This is a genomic window from Actinoplanes sp. NPDC049548 (genome assembly GCF_040676695.1).
In the GTDB taxonomy this organism is placed as follows: domain Bacteria; phylum Actinomycetota; class Actinomycetes; order Mycobacteriales; family Micromonosporaceae; genus Actinoplanes.
This window is the reverse complement of record NZ_JBFAPM010000004.1, coordinates 408,522-426,940: the sequence shown is the minus strand read 5'-3', so window position 1 is coordinate 426,940 and position 18,419 is coordinate 408,522. Positions and strand designations below refer to the sequence as shown.

Here is an 18,419-nt window from a genome sequence, read left to right as displayed (position 1 = left end):
TCTGTGGAGGGCCCTCCGTCCGGCGAGCCGTTGAATTGTGATCCTGGCCGTTCCTTGGGGCCGGCACCGCGAAGACGGCCTCCGACCCTCGCTGAGCCCGGACCTGATAATTCGCGGCAAGACGACTCGACTCATCAAAAACGGAACCCGCGTCACCGTTGAGAGATCGGCGACACTGATGACATGGATGACGCGACGCAGCAAGCGGTGAGAGCGGCTCTCGGCTCGCTGGACAAGCCATGGAGAGCGTCCCAGCCGATGGCCGCTGCCGAGCCCCCCATTCCAGTCACCGGTGTCCAGTGGCAGACCGTGCTACAGGACAGCGACGTGCTGAGCTTCCTGGAGCAGGCGCGCAACGGGTTGGCTGATATCAATGCCGCTATCAAAGGCGGTCCGCGATCGGTAGGTCGTCGGCTCCGTTTTGCGGTCTCGCGCTTGACCGAGGCAGTCCACGACATGAACCTGGCGACCGCCGATGTTCTCGCGTTCGACCCACCGCAGCGGGACAGGAGAGCGGCTTTCTGCAACCATACCGAGCAGGTTTCCGCTGCGATCGCTCAGCTCCTGGACGGCTTGGAGCAAGGCGCGGATCCGTCCGATGCTGCGCTGCTCAAACTGGTCGATGGTTTCGAGCGCTTCATCGAGGTCGAGGTGGAGGCGGAGGCCGCTGACCACGATCCCGTCGCACGGATCTACGGGGTCCCGGTCGGCGATCTTGACGATATGCGGTTGCCGGTTGGGCAGAGTCTGCGAGCGGCGTTCAGTGATCGGCCGGTTGAGCTCGGCCAGATCACCGCCTGCATAGTCGGGTTCGCTAGCCGGGGTCAGCCGCTGTCGGAACAGCTGGATGGCGCGTTGCACCCGTTTGCGCTGGCTACCGACTCGTACCCGCTGGTTGCTCAGCGTGCTGCTCGTGATGCGTGCGATCTCGTCAGGGCGGCTGCTGCCCTGGATGTGAGGACGGCAGCCGCCGTAGTGGTCAGCGCTGCAGCGCGAGAGCAGAAGTCCTACTCGACGCACCGCGGGCTTTCGAAGACCCGTCGTGATATCGCGGCCGCACCTGATGAGGACGCGCGAACACGTGCAGTAGCAGACCTCTACCGGATGTTGTGTGAGGGACCTCTGCGATCGGCGGCTGTCGAGACGCTGGGCTTTCTCGGTGAATCGCTGCCGAGCACCGCAGGTCTCAACGACATCAGGAGCCGGCTGCTCGTCCATCGAACGGAGTCTCCTCTCTGCGAAGGGATCGCCTACCTCATTGAGCCGGCATGGCGGAACGCGCGAGCACACGAGGATCTCCATTGGGATCCCGAACGCGGGAAGGCGATATTCGGGGAGACGGCTGTCGATTTGCCGGATGTTGAGGCGAAAGCCGACCTCATGTGGTCCATGTGCCGAGGGTTCCAAGCAGGGATTCAGATCGCCCGGGGCATACTCCCGGCACTTGCCGAGGCCATCGACCAAGCCGAGAGCGTTGCATCACCGGTCAGTCGAGATATTGAGCTGGCGAAGGTGTTCGGCGTGGCGAGCTTGGTCGTCGACGACATCCGGAGAGACTCCAACCACGTCACCATGATCCTGAAACCGCTGCACGGAGCCGGCCTGGCGAGCCGTATCGGCATTGCCTTGGTCAACGCGGCAGCGCTCGACTCGTCGGTGAGCATCTGGACCATCGAAACGGAAGACCTTCCCGATTTTTCGGTCGGGCGCTCGGCTGTTCAGCTCGCGGCTACCCTCTTGGGCCCTGGCCCCGATGGCCAACTCGCGTTTCTGTACCCGACCAGCTTCGCTCCGCTCTTGGCCGAGGCCCTGACCCGCAACGGCGCAGCGATCGAGGAGGCCGCATCACAAGCATGGGATCTACCGTTGCGTGACACGCTTACCTGTCTTCCGAGGCTCGTGGTTGCCGAAGGATTCGGCCGACAGAGCAGCCTGCGGAACTACAGGCGCGCCGCCCGGCGCACTAACCAAGCTGTACAGGCCGTCGCGAGCTATCTCGGCGTCCAAGCGCCCGAAGATCTGGACCTCACTGCGTTATGCAATGTGGTGAGGAAGCTCGAGCAGCGCCCTCACGACAATCTGCTCGCCGCGTCCCTTCGACGGGAGCACCAGCGCCTCGTATCCGCGCTCGGACCCTTACCTGCCGATCACCCGTGGCATCGCCTGACAACATGACTTCACGCCAACGACGCTTGTGGCGCCGCACGCGCAGCGAGGCGTGCCTCGCGCAAGGCGTCGAGCACGAGCCGCGCCGTTGACTCCGCCGCGTGTTTCTCTTGAAGGCGTAGCTGGTGCCCGAGGGATCAGGTGTGGCGCACGTGGGATGGCCGAAGTCGGCCACCGATGGCCGGCGCACCTGCCCGGGCAGCCTCAGCAGCCGGCGGCCCAACCACGGGCCGCGCCGGCACGGCATCGAAGCGGCGTGTCACGCGAGAGCTACTGGACCCGGTTGCCCACAGAAGCCCGGATCGATGCTTCCAAGTGTCCTGCGGTGACGCCACGACGACCATGACCCGTACGTGGCGTCGATAGCCTCGATGGGTTTAGGCAGGCCAGGAGCGGCAAAGGTCGCAGCTGTGGCCGGGCATTCGCTCGGCAGCTGTCGCCTCGGAAGGGAACACCGGCATGCCGATCTCCGTGAACCTCGACGCGCTTCTCGACAAGGCCTATGAGTCGTCCTCGCTGGCTGAGCTGGCCGACGCGCCCGTCTCGGCGCTCTCCGGTGTGAGTGAGGCCGACGGCGAGGCTCTGCAGAAGGCGTTCAACATCAAGACCATCGGCGACCTGGCCGGCAACAAGTATGTCCGGGCCGCTCAGGCGATCGCCGAGCTCGGGCGGCTCGCCAAGTAAGGGGGCGGGTCAGCCGGCGACGGCGAGGGAGTGCGCCACCCGGCGCAGGAAGTCGCGGTTCGAGCCGGTGGTCCGCAGCTGGTCCAGGAGCTGCTGAAGACCCTCTCGGCCCTGGCCGTTCAGCGCGCGGCGGATCTGGGCGGCGATCGCCAGTTCGGCCGGGGCCAGCAGGTTCTCGTCGTGGCGGGTGCCGGAGGAGGCCAGGTCGACCGCCGGGAAGAGGCGGGCCTCGGCCAGGGAGCGGTCGAGCTTGAGCTCGGCGTTGCCCGTGCTCTTGAACTCTTCGAAGATCAGGTTGTCCATCGCGGAGCCGTTCTCCACGAGCGCGGTGGCGATGATGGTCAGGGAGCCGCCGTTCTCGATGTTGCGGGCCGCGCCCAGGAAGCGCTTCGGCGGGTGCAGGGCGGTCGAGTCGATGCCGCCCGAGAGGGTGCGGCCGCGGCCCGGTGCCGTCAGGTTGTACGCCCGCCCGAGCCGGGTGATCGAGTCGAGCAGCACGACCACGTCCTCGCCCTGCTCGACCAGGCGCTTGGCCCGTTCGATCGCCAGCTCGGCGAGCGCGGTGTGGTCCTGCGGCGGCCGGTCGAAGGTGGCCGCGATGACCTCGCCCTTGACCGAGCGTTGCATGTCGGTGACCTCTTCGGGGCGTTCGTCGACGAGGACGACCATGAGGTGGCACTCGGGGTTGTTGTGGGTGATGGCGTTGGCGATCGCCTGCAGCACCGAGGTCTTTCCGGCCTTGGGCGGTGCGACGATCAGGGCGCGCTGGCCCTTGCCGAGCGGCATCACGAGGTCGATGACGCGGGTGGTCAGGATGTGCGGCTCGGTCTCCAGCCGGAGCCGTTCCTGCGGGTAGAGGGCGGTGAGCCGGTAGAAGTCGGTGCGCCGGGCCGGCGTACGGCCGTTGACCGTGCGCACCTGCAGGGTGGCCGGCTTGCGGCCGTCGACGCGGGCGGTGCCGGTGATCCGGTCGCCGCGGCGCAGGTCGAGGCGGCGGACCTGGTCGAGCGACACCGGGATGTCGCCCGGGCCGGGCAGGTAGCCGTCGGCGCGTAGCCATGCGCGGTCGTCGGCGAGGTCGAGGAGGGCGTCGACGGGCACATCGACGGCAGGTTTACGGGAATTGTCCGTCATGGGGTACTCCAGAAGAGCGTCGACAGGGACGCGAGAGGAAGAAACTGATCGCCGTTCGGGCCTCTGGGGGCGGCAGTCGCCGCCGGCATCCAGGGCACGGCTGCCGTAAAGGTAGCACGATTCGGCGAACGGCTACCCCGCGTCCACCTGGGACCGCTACGTTGCCGCCATGGGTGGAATCGATCGCCGTACATTCCTGCGCATGGCGGGACTGCCCGCCGCCGCCGCGGCTGTGCCGCTGGACCTGAGCAAGGCGCTCGCCATTCCGGCGCACCACCGCACCGGGACGATCGCCGACGTCGAGCACGTCATCTTCCTGATGCAGGAGAACCGGTCGTTCGACCACTACTTCGGCACGCTGCGCGGAGTGCGCGGCTTCGCCGACCCGCATCCGATGCGTACGCCCACCGGCAAGACCGTGTGGCACCAGCCGCAACCCGGCGGACCGGACCTGCTGCCGTTCCGGCCCGACGTCCCCGACCTCGGCCGCACCTTTTTGCCCGACCCGCCGCACGGCTGGAACGACGGGCACGCCGCGTGGAACGGTGGCCGCTACGACCGGTGGGTGCCGAACAAGGGCGTCACCACCATGACCTACCACACCCGCAAGGACCTGCCCTACCAGTACGCGCTCGCGGACGCCTTCACGGTCTGCGACAACTACCACTGCTCCCTGCTCGGACCCACCGACCCGAACCGCTATCACATGTGGAGCGGCTGGGTGGGCAACGACGGTGCGGGTGGGGGGCCGGTCATCACCAACGCGGAGGCCGGGTACGACTGGTCCACGTACCCGGAACGGCTCGAGCGCGCCGGCATCTCGTGGAAGGTGTACCAGGACGTCGGTCTCGGGCTGACCGCCGAGGGGTCCTGGGGTTGGACGCAGGACCCGTACATCGGCAACTACGGCGACAACTCGCTGCTCTACTTCCACCGGTACCAGAACGCCGCGCCGGGCACGCCGCTCGCGGACAAAGCCAAGACGGGTACGAACGTCAACGCGCTGGGCCGCGACCCGGAGGCGTTGCTGAGCGACTTCCGCCGGGACGTGAGCGAGGGCCGGCTGCCGGCGGTCTCGTGGATCGTCGCCCCCGAGGCGTACACCGAGCATCCGAACTGGGAGCCCGCGTACGGCGCCTGGTACATCTCGCAGGTCATCGATATCCTGGCCGCGCATCCCGAGGTGTGGAGCAAGATGGCCCTCTTCGTCACGTACGACGAGGAGGGTGGCTTCTTCGACCACCTGGCACCGCCGACGCCGGACGTCTCCACCGTGCCCACGACGTACGAGATCTTCCCGGGCGATGCCGGCCACCCGGCCGGTCCCTACGGCCTGGGCGTCCGGGTGCCGATGATGGTCGTCTCGCCGTGGACCCGCGGCGGCTGGGTGAACTCGCAGCTGTTCGACCACACCTCGCTGATCCGGTTCCTGGAGGCGCGGTTCGGTGGCGGCCGGCCGGACCTGGTCGAGTCCAACATCACGCCGTGGCGGCGGGCCGTCACCGGCGACCTGACCAGCGCCTTCGACTTCCGGGATCCGAACCGCCCCCGGCCGCCGCGGCTTCCCGGCACGGACGACTTCAAGCCCGAGATTCTGGTGCGGCACCCCGACGAGGTCCCGGTTCCGCCGGCGGAGCAGGCGCTGCCGCGCCAGGAGAAGGGGGTACGCCCGGCGCGCGCCCTCCCGTACGCCCTCCACGCCGACAGCGACGTCGACGGCGAGACCCTCACCATCACGTTCCGCAACACCGGGCACGCCACGGCGGTGTTCCAGGCGCGCTCGACCCGCGAAGGTGAGGGTCCGCGCAGCTACACCGTCGAACCGGGCAAGACGCTTGCCGGCACCTGGTCGGCCCGCGGCGGATACGACGTCGACGTGCACGGTCCCAACGGGTTCCACCGTGGTTTCCACGGCGGCACGCTCGGCGTACGCACCGACTACGACTCGCGGGCGGAGAAGATCACCCTGACGTTCCGCAACCCGGGCGCCAGGCGACTGCATGTGACGGTACGGGACGCGTACACGTCGGAGCGGTCCACTGTGTCCGTGCGCGCCGGTCAGACAGCGACGAAGTCCTGGACGGTCGTGCGGACCCGGGGCTGGTACGACCTCACCGTCACCGAGGGCACGGACCTCGAGTACCGCTGCGCGGGCCACGTGGAGAACGGCAAGGACAGCATCACCGACCCGCTCATGGGCGGCCTCATCGGCCGACGCTGAACGGCCGGCGCCCGAGCCGAAAGGCCAGCCGGTCGAGCGCCGGCGCGGACGCCGCGGCCTTCACGGGCGCGTCGAACGGGCGGCGACCGTCGGGCATCGCCGTCAGCATCGGGGCCGTGTGCGTGAGCGCCTGCTCGACGACGTCGTCGGCGAATCCGGCCGGCTGCCCGGTGGCCTGGCTCAGGTCCCAGCCGTGCACCAGCAGTTCGGTGAGGCGCAGGTGCAGGGCGACGACGCCGGGGACCCGGCCGAACGGGATCTCGAGGGTCCGGTCCAGCGCTCCCGGCGCCCGGAAGGCCGCGACCAGCTCGCCGGCGCTCTCGTCGAAGCCGGCCTGCAGCGCGCGGAACGTCATCGGACGCGCGGTGAGAGCCGACGTGTCGATGGCGTTGCCGAGCACGAGATGGCTGACCAGGGCCTGCACGTCCCAGCCGGCGCACGGGGTGGGATCGCCCCACTGGTCGGGCTTGATGCCGGCGATCAACTGTCCGATGTGGGCGATCGCGCCCGCCAGCTGATCCACCGTCGCCGTGCTCACGAGGACACCATATTGGTCAGAGGCTCGTTCGCATTGATCCTCTGCTATTCGAGCCCCGCGGCGCTCCGGGCCCATGGCATGGGGCGCCGTTCCCTGTCTCAGCCGGCGAGCGGCAGCCGGAACCACACTCGCTTGCCCCCGCCGGGCAGCGGCTCGGTTCCCCAGGCGGACGCCAGGTGGTCGATGATCTGCAGGCCGCGGCCGTTCTCGCTGTCGGCATCCGGGCGGCGCTGCTGCGGGGTCCGCTCGCTCGAGTCGCTGACCGCGACCAGCAGCTCCTGTTCCAGCCGCAGCTCGACCAGCACGTCACCCACGGTGTGCTGGATCGCGTTGGTGACGACCTCGTCGAGCAGCAGCAACGCGTCAGCGGCGATCGGTTGCTGGTGCCACGCGGCCAGCAGGTCGCCCGCGAAGCGACGGGCTGCCGAGGCGCTGATCGCCTCGCCCCGGAACCGGCGGCGGGCCGTCGGTGGGCACGGCGCCGGGGCGTCGTTGGTCAGGCAGAGCACCGCGACGTCGTCGCTGCGCGGCTGCGGGCCGACCGGGCTGCTCAGGAGGTGGTCGAGGATCGCGTCCGGGCTCTGGCTCGGGGCGCCCCGCAGGGCCTCGCACAGTTCGTCGAGTCCCTGGTCGATGGGGTGCCGGTGGTCTTCGACCAGGCCGTCGGTGTAGAGCACCAGGTTTGCCCCGGGCGGCAGGACGAAGGTCGTCTCCGGGAAGACCGCCGTGCGGGAGACGCCGAGCGGTATGCCGCGGCGTAGTTCGAGGATGGCACTGGTGGATCCGGTACGCAGCACCGGCGGCAGGTGCCCGGCCAGGACCGCGGTGACCGTGCCCTCGGTGAGGTGCAGTTCGAGGTAGCAGCACGTCGCGATGGTGTCGAGGTGCAGGTCGAGCAGCAGCTGGTTGGCGTGGTGCAGCACCCCCGCCGGGGTGTGCCGTTCGGTGGCGTACGCCCGCAGCGCGTTGCGTACCTGGCCCATGGTGGCGGCCGCGGCGGCGCTGTGGCCCGCGATGTCGCCGATGACCACGCCCACGACGCCGTTGCCGAGGGCGATGACGTCGTACCAGTCGCCGCCCACGTCGATGCCGTGGCTCCACGGCAGGTAGCGGGCGGCGTGGCGCAGTCCCTCGATCTGCGGCAGCTCGGCCGGGAGCAGTGCGCGCTGCAAAGCGGCCGCCATGGACGTACGCGCCTCGAACAGCAGTGCGCGTTGCAGGGCCTGCGCGCTCAGACCCGCCAGGGCGGTGAGGGTGTCGCGTTCCTCGGCGTCGAACGTGCGCGGCTGGGTGTAGCCCACGACCAGCGTGCCGAGCACCTCGCCGGCGACCGCGAGGGGCAGGAACGCCCAGGCCTGCCGGCCCCCGCGCGGTACGGCCACAGCCGGATCGGGCTGCGCGGCTTCGAACTCGGTGATGGAGGTCAGGTATCTCGGCCGGCCGGTCCGCGCGACGGCGGTGGCCGGGTACGGATGGTCGAGGGGCAGCCGGCGGAGCTCCTCCACGACGTCCGGCTCGTATCCGGCGTGGTACTGCAGTCTCAGCTGACCGTCGTTCAGCAGCAGCAGCGCCAGGCCCTGGCCACCCGCGGACGGCCGCAGCACCGCGCCGATGGCCGCGTACACCTCGGCGGTCGTGCTGGCCGCGACCAGGGTGGTGGTGACCTTCTGCAGGGTGCTCGCCCGCGCCGCGGCCTCCTCGGCCCGCGCGACGCTCAGGGTGAGCTGCTGCTGCCGGTCGTGCTCCTGGGTGACCTCGCGGAAGGAGACCGCCACGAAGCCGGAGCTGGCCCGGCCGATGTTGACCTCCCAGGTCTGACTGATCTCCGGATAGGTCAGCTCCACCCGGCAGGTCTCGCCGCTGTCGGCGACCATGCAGTAGCGCTCGAACTGGCCGTCCGACCAGGCGTCCGGCGACACCTCACTGAGGCGCTTGCCGACCACGTCCTCGACGCTGCGCCCGGTCAGCTTGGCGCCGATCTGGTTGACGTACTCACAGCCGAAGTCGACGATCTCGCCGGCGTCGTCGCGGATCGGGCGCAGCAGCGTGAACCCGTCGAAGGCGGCGTCGAGCATGTCGTAGAGCCGGGTGCCGCCGGCCGACTGCGGCGTCACGGTGACCTGGCGCAGGTCGACGAAGCGGACACCGAACCCGTCGCCGTACGGGCCGATCCAGAACTCGAAGTGCCCGGCGACGGTGGCCCGGTCGTAGTAGACCGTGCGGGTCGCCGGGCGCCGGGTCTCGACGACCGAGCGGTACAGGGGCAGCGTCCCGTCGTGCACCGTCTCCGGCCACAGCTCCCGGTAGCGTCCGCCGACCAGCTCGGAGCGGCTGCGGCCGGAGAGCCGGCACCCGGCGTCGTTGATGTAGATGATCTCGAAGTCGACGATCCGGCCGGCATCGCGGACGGCTCGCGCGAGTACCCACCCCTGTGTATCGCTGTCGAGCATCGCCAGCAGCTCCGCGTCCGGCGGCGTGCCGGCGCCTGCTGTCACCACGCCACCTCCTCCGGACACCTGGCTGCTGCCTCGATGCCATCATCTCCCGGCTTCCGCCGGTAGGTCAGTGCCGCTTACGGTGAAGGCTTGGGTGGCGATATCCGGCTACAACGCCGCATTCTTCCACTTTCGGCCGGGCCGGACACCGTTTCGGCCGAGCCCGCGGCATGCCAGGATGACCTAGCGGTTCTATCGACCACCTTCGATCACAGGGGTGATGTTCGTGCAGAGGAGTGCCCTGGGTGCCGTGCTGCTGCTGATGGTGACCGGCGCGCTGACCGCCACCCCGGCCCAGGCTGCCCCCGAGCCGCCACCCGGCGCCCGCTCGGACCATCCGTGGCGGATGCGGCACTGGCCGCAGACCCAGCCCTGGCAGCGGTCCCAGCCCTCCCCGCGATCCCGGCCCGCGGGAGCACCCCGGCCGGTCGATCCGCAGAACTACGAGCTGCCGGACACCATGACCTGGGACGACTACCAGAGCGTGCCGGGCACCGACTGGGCGGACCCCGCGGCGCCCGGATCGGTCCGGAACTTCCAGGGCGCCCTCGTGCTCGTGGACTTCCCCAACCAGCCGTTCGTGGTGACCCAGCCGGCCAACTCCACCATCTTCGGCAACCCGTCCACGGTGCACGATCTGCCGCGTGCGGACGTACCGGCGTTCTATCGCGACTTCCTCAACCGGCCCGGCACCCTCAACCGGGGACACACCATCCACGAGTACTGGAGGGAGGACTCCGGCGGGCGGTACGGCATCGAGCTCAGCTCGTTCGGCGTCTACCAGATGCCGCACAAGAGTCACGAGTACGGCATCGAGAGCTCGATGCAGCGAGGCATGGGCTGCCCGGCCGGTGACACGTGCGGCCGCGATCTGCGTACCGATGCCAAGGCCGCCTGGATCGCCGCCGTCGGCGAGGAAACCGCCGCGCGGTTCGACTTCGTCTTCTTCCTCGCCGCCGGCCAGGACGAGTCGTCGACCTGGCAGGAGTTCGGCCAGATGAAGTTCGCGACCAAGGAGCAGGTCTCCGACGCGTTCGGCCCGCCGGACGAGGCCCTGCCGAACTGGAACGCGACACGCTACGTGGACTGGACCTCGTGGCAGGCCTCGGCCACCATCTGGCCCAATGCGAGCAGCGGCAGCTCGCTGCAGGCGGAGAGCTCCGGCATGTCCACCTACGCCCACGAGTTCAGCCACATCCTCGGGGTAGGGGACAACTACAACAACCCGTACTCGGTGCCCGCCCGCCGTGACTACAGCGGGCCCTGGGAGATGCTCAGCCGCGGCACCTTCAACGGCCCCGGCGGCCCGCACAGCCGCTGGCTCATCCCCGGCACGGCCGGCTCCTCCATGGGCGCCCAGCACATGCTGCGCAACAAGCTCAAGCTCGGCATCATCGACGACGCCACGGTCCTGCGCCTCTCCCGCAGGACCCTCGCCGACACCGGCGTCGTCCTGGCCCGGGTGACGGCACGCGAAGGCCGGCCCGGCCCGCATGCGTACGCCGGCATCAACGTCACCCTCGACGGCGGCGACGCGGCGCCGGCCTGCGACACGGCCACCGATCCCTACTGCGACGGCGGCCGCTACGACAACTACACACTCGAGGTCGTCGACCGCCGGGGCTTCGACTCCTTCACCCCCGACTCCGGCGTGCTGCTCGCGAAGACCAAGAACGTGGACGCCGCCCCGTTCATCTGGACCATCGACGCCAACCCGCAGGACATCGACAAGGTCGACTTCGTCCTGCCGGACGGCACACCCCAGAAGATGACCATCGGCGACTACCGTCAGCTCTCCGACGCCCTGTTCCACGCGGGCACCGACTCCGGCAGCGAGTTCGAGTACGCCGACACGGCCAACCGCCTGCACTTCTACGTCCTCGACCTGCGTCGCGACCGGGCGGGCGTGCTCTCGTACACCGTCGCCGTCCGCTCCCTCGACGGCGCCGGACCCCAACCCCGCGGCGTCGCGGCCACCCGATCGTCCGCGGCCGTCGCGCCCTCCGGCTGGGCGCGCTGCCGGATACCGGTACGCAACACAGCAGCGTCCCCCGGCGCGGACGTCTACCGGATCTCCGCAACCGCCGTGGCGGGCTGGAAGACCTGGCTGCCCCACGCCGTCGCCGGTGCCGAGGCCGGCCGCACGACCGTCGTGGACGTGTACGTCCAGCGCACCGCGGCCGCGGCCCGAGCCACCACAGTTCCGGTCACCATCACCTCGGAAAGCGACCCGGCCGCGACCGTGACCACCACCTGCCGGGTACGCCCGGGAGGCACGTCATGACCCGCGCCGAGCAGGAGTCCGCCACGGTCCGCAGCGAGATCTCCAGCGCCAACACCCAGGCGTCCATCGCGCTGGCGACCGTGGCCCTCGCGGCGGCCCCGGTGACCGCCAACGCCAGGATCCTCTTCGACCCGGCCTGGCCGATCACGGTCCTCGCCGTGGCCGGCGGCCTCCTGGCGGCGGTGGCCGTCTGGTTCCTGCTGAACGTCGTCCTGCCCCGGCTGGACGCGTCGGGCGGCGGAAGCTTCCTGAGCTGGGCACAGTGCGACCGGGAGGGGCTGCGGGAGGCGCTGGCCAGGGACTACGAACTGGACGAGCTGCTGGTGCTGTCCCGCATCGCCGCCGCGAAGTACCGCTCCCTGCGCGACGCCGGAAACATGATGAAGGCGGCCCTGATCCTGCTGGCCATCGCGGCGCTGCTCAGCGCGATCCGCTGACGCCCAGTTCGATCTCGACCAGGGGGCTGCCCTCGATCCAGCTCTTCAAGCTGCCCGCTCCGCCCAGGCCGGACACGATCTCCCGGAACACCCGCGCCCGCTCGTCCGGGTCGGTCACCACGCGGCCGCGTACGGGGATGTCGCGCTGGTGCAGGTGCAGCGTGAAGTCGGGGTTCGCCAGCAGGTTGGCGTACCAGTCGCGGGAGCCGGGGCTGCCGGTCAGCCAGTAGCGGCCGTCCGCGCGGTAGCGCCAGGTCTCGATCCGTCGCGGGCGGCCGGTCCTGCGGCCGATCGTGGTGATCTCCACGGTCCGCTGGGTGTCCAGCGCCTGTCGTAGCTCATCGGTGGCCGTCATGCGGTCATGCTGCTACCTCAACCTCGCTTCAGCTCAAGGGCGTCAGTAGACCCAGACCTTCGTCTTGAGCGGGATCTTGTCGCTGGACCACAGGTGGTTCATCGCCGAGATGGAGAGCCGGGCGCAGCCGTGGGAGGCCGGGTACGGCGGGACGCTGTTCGCGCCGTGCACCGCGATGCCGCCGTTGAAGTACTTCGGGCGCCAGAGCATGCCCAGCGGGGCGTCGCGCCAGCCGTCGATCTGGCGGGAGACCTTGAACCGTCCGCTGGGGGTGTCGGCGAGGTAGGTCTGGCCCTCGTGCTCGTAGTGCTCGTTCGAGCCGGTCGAGGTGTTGAAGACCTCGGTCACCTCGCCGTTGTTCACGAGCATCAGGAGCTGGCGCTTCTTGCTGATCTCGATGACGCGGCCGCTGGTGCTCCTCGCCTTCGGGCGTACGCCTCGGTCCAGGGCCTTCTGGGTCTTGGGGCCGACGACGCCGTCGCGGCCCAGGCCGGCCGCCTTCTGGAGCGCGTAGACCGCCTGCTGGGTCTGGCCGCCGAAGGTGCCGTCCGCCTTGCCGTTCCAGTAGCCGAGCTCGGTGAGGCGCTGCTGCAGGGCGACCACCTTCGGGCCCTTCGCGCCGCTCTTGAGCTTCTGCGGCTTCGGGGCCGGCGGCTTGGTCGTCGCCGGGGCCGACGGTTCGGGCGTCGGCGAGGATGCGGACGCCGAAGGTGCCGGGGCGGTGGTGGTGGCGGCGGAAGGCGCGGGCGCAGCCTGGTTCGTGCCGGCTGTGTCGCAGCCGGCGAGCAGAGTCGCCGTGGCCGCCAATGCCACGGCGTACGTCAGAACTTTGCGCACCACGCCTCCCTCGCTACCCGATGATCACACGCGAAAACCGCTCACGGTTGCGGATCCGGGCACAAGAGTGCCACGACGGCGCACGCGGGCACTCAGGTGAGGCGGAAGCTCTGGGCCGCGCTGCCGTTGCACGTGTACTGCACGAGCTGCACGCTGTCGGCGGTCGAGGCCCCCGGGACGGTCAGGCACTTGCCGCTGTTGCGGTTGACGAAGTGGTGGTAGCCGTCGCCCTCGGCGACCTGCTGCCACTGCTGGTTGGCGCCGCCGGAGTACGCCCACGTCTGGACCGGGGCGTTGTCCGCGACCGACACGTTGGTCACGTCCAGGGCCTGGGCGCTGTTGCCCCGGTTGTTGATCCGTACGTAACCGCCGGTGGTCGCCGCCAGCTCGTACTGCTGAGCGTTCGTGCCGTTGCAGGTGTACTGCTGGATCGGCGTGCCGCTGGTGGTGCCGGCCGCGCGGACGTCGACGCACTTGCCGCTGTTCTTGTTGACGAGCGAGTGCCAGGCCGGGGTGGGCGTACCCGTCGCGCCGCCGAGCCAGAGCAGGCCGTTGATCAGCCACTGGTTCTGCTGCGCGCTGGCGAACGTCGACGAGGTGCGGGTGTTCGTCTCGTAGTTCATCGCGTTGTGGCCGAAGTTGGCGTACAGCATTTTGTAGTTGCGGTTGGTCCAGATCAACGGGTAGTAGCCGCTGCGCCACTGCTGGTTGGGATCCGTGCCGACCGGGAAGCTGGACGCGTCGATCGAGGCGAGCACGTCGATGTCCGGGTTCTGGCGCAGGTCGCGGCTCCACGAGTACCACTCGCTGACCGAGGACTGGATCGTCGCCGGCAGCCCGGCGGTGGACGGGTGGGTGCGGTCCTCGATGCGCAGCGTCTCCGCGGTCGGTCCCCACGTGTTGGTCTGGAAGTTGCCGGAGCCCAGGAACGTGTTGTGGTACCAGCTCCAGGAGTTCGCGTCGGTCGTGAAGGCGCTGACGTGGAAGCCCATCCAGGCGCCGCCGTTCTGCATGTACTGCTGGAAGGCCGCGCGTCGCGACGCCGGCGGGCCGTCGTCCAAGAACATGATCACCTTGTACGCGGCCAGCTCGCTCGCGTTGAGCCGGTTCCAGTCGGTGGTGGCCTCCCACGTGAAGCCGTTCTCGGCGGCGGCCCGGGGGAACCACTCGCGGGCTTCCTTGTCGAAGTCGATGTGCGCGGCGTCCCACGTGCCGTTGTAGAAGGCCAGAACCTTGAAGGGGGTGGCCGCGACGGCGGCCGCCGGCGGCGCGGTGAGGGTGGCGGCGACGATGAGCAGCCCCAGGAGCATTCTTCGGACCACGGCGGTTCCTCAGGGTGGTAGGGATCATCGGTCATCGATGTGACCGCCCACAAGGTAAACAACTCTTATAGTTAATTCAAGCCCTGATCCTATCCCTAGATCAACACCGTGTCAGGAGGCGAATGCGCTGCGTACGACCGGGGTTCCGGTCCTGATCGGGCGACCGGCGGATGTGGGCGTGAAAAAGAATCAAGTACTCTTCGCCTATGTCATGGAAGGCAAGTGCCCGGCACGGCGTACGCGAGGCGCCCGCCGGCCTCGCCCTCCTGCAGGACCTGATCAACACCCGGGCCACCATGTCGTACGGCCCGGACCTGCTGGCCTCGCAGGACGACGCCCAGCGCTGGCTGAGCGACGCGCTGGCCACCTGGTCGCGGGTCGCCGGGCTCCCGGCGCCGGTGTTGCTGCTCTCGTCGACCGACATGCGCTCGCTGCGCCGGCTGCGGACCACCTTCGAGGGCGTCATCCTCGCCGGCAGCGGCCGGGGGCCGAGCCAGGACGACGCCCTGCCCCCGGCGGACGTGCCGGTGACCCTGGTGCCGGACGCGGAGGGCTGGGTCCGGATGATCCCCTCCGGCCGGGGCACCCGCTGGCTGGCGTCCGCCCTCTGGGCCGAGGCGCTCCTGGCTCAGCAGGCGGGGCTCTGGCCGCGCCTGAAGCTCTGCAACAACGTCGACTGCCGGGCGGCCTTCTTCGACACCTCCCGTAACAACAGCGGCGTCTGGCACGACGTCAGCACCTGCGGCAACACGGCGAACCTGCGGGCCTTCCGCGAGCGCAAGCGCCTGATGGGCGGCACGGGAGGCCGGTCGGGTTCCGCCGTCCAACGGCCTGAGCTGCCCTGACCGGTGGGAACCCGGCGGCCGGCCCGAGCGACTATGGGTGCATGGCGTGTGAACGGTGGCGCGAGATGCTGTCCGCGCAACTGGACGGCGAGGACGATCCGGGCGACCGCGACCGGATCGACGAGCACCTGGCCGGCTGCCCCGGCTGCCGCGAGTGGCTCGACCGGGCGGCGGCGGTCAACCGGCTGACCCGCACGGGACTGGTCGCGGACGTGCCCGACCTCAGCGAGGCGATCCTCGGGGCGCTGCCGGCCGGTTCACCCACTCGGGTGCCGTGGCGTGCCCGGCTGCGGGAGTGGTTCGCCGTGTCGTGGCGCGAACGCGTCACCGTCGCGCTCTACGTGGCCTTGGCCGCCGTCGGTGCGGTGCAGCTCATCCTCGGCCTGGACCAGGTCGGCGGCGCGAGCGGCAGCCTTCATGTGCACGCCGGCACCGAGGCCACCCCGGGACACCTCTGGCACGAGTCGGCCGCCTGGAACGTGGCCGTCGGGGCGGGCTTCCTCTTCATCGCGCTCCGGCGCAACCGGCCGACCGGTCTCGTGCCGATGCTGACGGCGTTCGTGGGGATGCTCCTGCTGCTGTCGCTCAACGACCTCTCGGCCGCCCGGGTCGACGCCACCCGCCTGGTCAGCCACGGCTTCGTGATCGCCGGTTACCTGCTGGTCGTGGCGCTGTCGCGGGTCGGCGGCGAGCCGGTGGGGCCGCCCGGCCACCGGTCCGGCATCGGCGGGCGCTGGCATCTGGTGCAGGAGGACGAGGGGTACGGCGAAACGCCCCGGAGCCCGAGGCTGCGCCTGGTCCCGCGCGGACCCGCCACCGCGGCGCATGAACCGCCGGGTGGGGAGCGCCGGGCCGCCTGACGCTCCGTCAGCGCTCCCGGGGGCGTACCGAGAGCTCACGCCAGTCGTCGGACCCGATGAGCAAGGCGCGGACCATGTCCAGCGCCGCCTCCTCGCTGTCGTACTCGAAGAAGTGGGAGACCCCGTCGGCGCCGCCCGCGCGCTGCTCCACGTACCACTGGTCGCCGCTCGTCCGCAGATACACGTCCTTGCGGGCGACGCGTCCCCATCTGCCGTTCCACCAGTGCTTACGCTGCTCCATCCCGGCACTGTATCGAACATCTGTTCGAACAGTGCCGGGTGGGTTGATCTTTTCCGAAAATCAGCGCGGTGGTTGCTGCCCGTGCCGGCCGAGGATGTCGTTGACCGCCCCGGGGGCGACCTGCTGGCGGACCAGGGCGTCGCGGATCTCGGTCAGCAGCTTGACCTCCTCGCTCGGCGCCTCGGGCGGCGGCTCCTCGCCCCGCTTGCGCCGCTCCGCCAGCTTGTTCAGCGGGTAGACCACCAGGAAGTACAGCACCGCGGCGGTCAGCAGGAAGGTGATGACAGCGTTGAGGAATCCGGGGATGTCGAACTCGATGCCGCGGATGGACGGTTTGCCGGCGCTCACCCCATTGCCGCCGCTGACGAGCTTGATCAGCGGCTCCAGGAACGCCTTGGTGAAGGAGGTGACGACGGCGGTGAAGGCGGCGCCGATGACGATGCCGACCGCGAGGTCGACGACGTTGCCGCGCATGATGAAGTCTTTGAAGCCTTTGAGCATCGATGTCACGTGCACTCCTGCGGAGAGAGCCGAGGGGTTCGAGGGCAGCACTTGCCCACGACCGTTCCGCGACAAACTACGCCGTTCGGCCCCATAAAGCTTCAGTCGAGCGCGGGCTCCTCGGCCGTCACGGCCTCGTCCACCGTCGGGTAGGTGTGCAGCACCTCGACCAGGCCGGAGACCTCGAGGATGCGCAGCACGCCACGCTGCGGCGCGGCCAGCCGCACGACACCGCCGGCGTCGTCGGTGCTGTTCTTGGCGCGGACGAAGACGGACAGTCCGGTGGAGTCGCAGAACGAGACCTCCGCCAGGTCGAAGACCAGGCGGGTGCGACCCTTCTCGAGCAGGTCGCTGATCTGATCCTGCAGCTGGGGAGCGGTAGCCATGTCGAGCTCACCGGCCACCGACACGACGACCACGTCGCCGCGCTGTTCCGTTTGTACCGTCAGGGACATTCAGGACCTCCCAGTTATGGCCAGAACGTTACTCCACGCGGCGGGGGGTCCGCAGAACGGGGAGACCGGCTGACCATGGGATATTAGTTGGCCGACGACAAGTAAGAGCGGGCGCCGATGGTAAAGTCCGCCCCGGCCGCCCGCGACCTGCGGCAGGCCGGGTCCGGCGGAAGTCCCAGGAGGCAGCGGTGGCGCTGAGTTCGGACGAGGGCAGTCGCTTCGCCGACCTGCTGAAGGAGCACGAGGACACGCTCGCCGCGTCCTGGACCGACGAGGTCGCCGCCACCCTGCGGGGCCGGCTCAGCCACGCGGAGCTGCAGCGGCAGACGCTCGAGCTGCAGAAGGGCTTCCAGACGGCGCTCAGCGGGGGCGCCCGGGATCTCGACGACGACGCCGCGGCCGAACTGCGGGCCCAGCTGAGTGAGCTTTCCAACACCCGGGCGCGGCAGGGCTTCACCGCCACCGAGACCGCGGTCAGCGTCTTCGCGCTCAAGGAAGCGGTTCTGAAGGTCCTCGGCAACGACGACGGCTCGCTGCGGGCGTACGTGACCTTCTCGGCGTTCGTGGACCGGGCCGGGCTCTTCACGTTCGACAGCTACGCCCGGGCCCGCGAGGAGCTCATCGCGGACCAGGCCGAGCAGCTGCTCGAGCTCTCCACCCCGGTCGTCAAGCTCTGGGAGGGCGTCGTCGCGGTGCCGCTGGTCGGCACGCTCGACTCGGCCCGGGCCCAGGTGGTCATGGAACGGCTGCTGCAGACCCTGGTGGAGACCAGCTCGCCGTACGCGATCATCGACATCACCGGCGTGCCCGCGGTCGACACCCAGGTCGCGCAGCACATCCTCAAGACCGTCGTGGCCGCCCGGCTGATGGGCGCCGACTGCATCATCTCCGGCATCCGCCCGCAGATCGCCCAGACGATCGTGGCGCTCGGCATCGAGTTCGGCGACATCGCCACCAAGTCCTCGCTCGCCGACGCGCTCCGGCACGTGCTGCGCAAGACGGGTGACAAGGTCTCCCAGAAGTCCCCGCGCCGGGAGGGCTGAG

16 protein-coding genes and 1 pseudogene are annotated in these 18,419 nt (G+C 69.7%); 8 read left to right on the top strand and 9 right to left on the bottom strand.

Annotation, left to right across the window (positions count from 1 at the left end; genetic code table 11):
* The first annotated feature begins 183 nt into the window (after window positions 1-183).
* Together AB0J80_RS11785 and AB0J80_RS11780 are read left to right on the top strand one after the other, a co-directional pair.
* Window positions 184-2,175, top strand: coding sequence for a hypothetical protein (locus AB0J80_RS11785; RefSeq protein WP_364703601.1), 1,992 nt, complete (start codon window positions 184-186; stop codon window positions 2,173-2,175).
* Window positions 2,176-2,625: 450 nt separating this feature from the next.
* Window positions 2,626-2,850 carry a hypothetical protein gene (locus AB0J80_RS11780; protein ID WP_364703598.1) on the top strand — a complete coding sequence of 75 codons (225 nt, stop codon included), beginning with the start codon at window positions 2,626-2,628 and terminating at the stop codon, window positions 2,848-2,850.
* Window positions 2,851-2,859: 9 nt separating this feature from the next.
* On the opposite strand, the pseudogene rho reads toward AB0J80_RS11780, so the two are convergent.
* Window positions 2,860-3,951, bottom strand: a pseudogene (gene rho, locus AB0J80_RS11775) (transcription termination factor Rho); the annotation flags it as partial.
* Window positions 3,952-4,153: 202 nt separating this feature from the next.
* Between rho and AB0J80_RS11770 the strand changes: the two are divergent.
* Window positions 4,154-6,205 carry a phosphocholine-specific phospholipase C gene (locus AB0J80_RS11770; protein WP_364703596.1) on the top strand — a complete coding sequence of 684 codons (2,052 nt, stop codon included), beginning with the start codon at window positions 4,154-4,156 and terminating at the stop codon, window positions 6,203-6,205.
* Here AB0J80_RS11770 and AB0J80_RS11765 read toward each other — a convergent pair.
* Window positions 6,189-6,743 carry a TIGR03086 family metal-binding protein gene (locus AB0J80_RS11765; protein WP_364703593.1) on the bottom strand — a complete coding sequence of 185 codons (555 nt, stop codon included), beginning with the start codon at window positions 6,741-6,743 and terminating at the stop codon, window positions 6,189-6,191. The genes AB0J80_RS11770 and AB0J80_RS11765 overlap by 17 nt on opposite strands.
* A 98-nt stretch (window positions 6,744-6,841) precedes the next feature.
* On the bottom strand, window positions 6,842-9,241 hold the full coding sequence (locus AB0J80_RS11760; RefSeq protein WP_364703590.1) for a SpoIIE family protein phosphatase: 2,400 nt from the start codon (window positions 9,239-9,241) through the stop codon (window positions 6,842-6,844).
* A gap of 223 nt (window positions 9,242-9,464) precedes the next feature.
* Here AB0J80_RS11760 and AB0J80_RS11755 point away from each other — a divergent pair, with 223 nt between their 5' ends.
* Both AB0J80_RS11755 and AB0J80_RS11750 read left to right on the top strand, forming a co-directional pair.
* Window positions 9,465-11,522, top strand: a complete 2,058-nt coding sequence (locus tag AB0J80_RS11755; RefSeq protein ID WP_364703587.1) for a M6 family metalloprotease domain-containing protein — start codon at window positions 9,465-9,467, stop codon at window positions 11,520-11,522.
* Complete coding sequence (locus tag AB0J80_RS11750; RefSeq protein WP_364703584.1) at window positions 11,519-11,959, top strand: Pycsar system effector family protein; 441 nt, start codon at window positions 11,519-11,521, stop codon at window positions 11,957-11,959. The genes AB0J80_RS11755 and AB0J80_RS11750 overlap by 4 nt, the downstream gene beginning before the upstream one ends.
* On the opposite strand, the gene AB0J80_RS11745 is transcribed toward AB0J80_RS11750, so the two are convergent.
* From AB0J80_RS11745 to AB0J80_RS11735, 3 genes are all read right to left on the bottom strand, one after another.
* Window positions 11,943-12,314, bottom strand: a complete 372-nt coding sequence (locus AB0J80_RS11745; protein WP_364703581.1) for a nitroreductase family deazaflavin-dependent oxidoreductase — start codon at window positions 12,312-12,314, stop codon at window positions 11,943-11,945. The genes AB0J80_RS11750 and AB0J80_RS11745 overlap by 17 nt on opposite strands.
* A 42-nt stretch (window positions 12,315-12,356) precedes the next feature.
* The gene (locus tag AB0J80_RS11740; RefSeq protein ID WP_364703579.1) at window positions 12,357-13,151 is read right to left on the bottom strand and encodes a L,D-transpeptidase family protein; all 795 of its coding nucleotides are present in this window, start codon (window positions 13,149-13,151) and stop codon (window positions 12,357-12,359) included.
* 92 nt (window positions 13,152-13,243) lie between these two features.
* The gene (locus tag AB0J80_RS11735) at window positions 13,244-14,473 is read right to left on the bottom strand and encodes a ThuA domain-containing protein (protein ID WP_364703576.1); all 1,230 of its coding nucleotides are present in this window, start codon (window positions 14,471-14,473) and stop codon (window positions 13,244-13,246) included.
* A gap of 206 nt (window positions 14,474-14,679) precedes the next feature.
* Here AB0J80_RS11735 and AB0J80_RS11730 point away from each other — a divergent pair, with 206 nt between their 5' ends.
* Together AB0J80_RS11730 and AB0J80_RS11725 are read left to right on the top strand one after the other, a co-directional pair.
* Window positions 14,680-15,318: a CGNR zinc finger domain-containing protein gene (locus tag AB0J80_RS11730; RefSeq protein WP_364703573.1), complete on the top strand. Its 639-nt coding sequence runs from the start codon at window positions 14,680-14,682 to the stop codon at window positions 15,316-15,318.
* 41 nt (window positions 15,319-15,359) lie between these two features.
* Window positions 15,360-16,178: a zf-HC2 domain-containing protein gene (locus AB0J80_RS11725; protein ID WP_364703571.1), complete on the top strand. Its 819-nt coding sequence runs from the start codon at window positions 15,360-15,362 to the stop codon at window positions 16,176-16,178.
* Window positions 16,179-16,185: 7 nt separating this feature from the next.
* On the opposite strand, the gene AB0J80_RS11720 is transcribed toward AB0J80_RS11725, so the two are convergent.
* The 3 genes from AB0J80_RS11720 to AB0J80_RS11710 form a co-directional block, all read right to left on the bottom strand.
* A complete protein-coding gene (locus AB0J80_RS11720; protein ID WP_364703568.1) occupies window positions 16,186-16,419 on the bottom strand; it encodes a hypothetical protein in 234 nt (77 codons plus the stop codon).
* Between the two features lie 60 nt (window positions 16,420-16,479).
* The gene (mscL, locus tag AB0J80_RS11715; RefSeq protein WP_364703726.1) at window positions 16,480-16,920 is read right to left on the bottom strand and encodes a large conductance mechanosensitive channel protein MscL; all 441 of its coding nucleotides are present in this window, start codon (window positions 16,918-16,920) and stop codon (window positions 16,480-16,482) included.
* Window positions 16,921-17,021: 101 nt separating this feature from the next.
* Entirely contained in the window at window positions 17,022-17,375 is a 354-nt protein-coding gene (locus AB0J80_RS11710) for an anti-sigma factor antagonist (protein ID WP_106126981.1), read from the bottom strand.
* 188 nt (window positions 17,376-17,563) lie between these two features.
* Here AB0J80_RS11710 and AB0J80_RS11705 point away from each other — a divergent pair, with 188 nt between their 5' ends.
* On the top strand, window positions 17,564-18,418 hold the full coding sequence (locus AB0J80_RS11705) for an STAS domain-containing protein (protein WP_364703566.1): 855 nt from the start codon (window positions 17,564-17,566) through the stop codon (window positions 18,416-18,418).
* Window position 18,419: the final 1 nt, after the last annotated feature.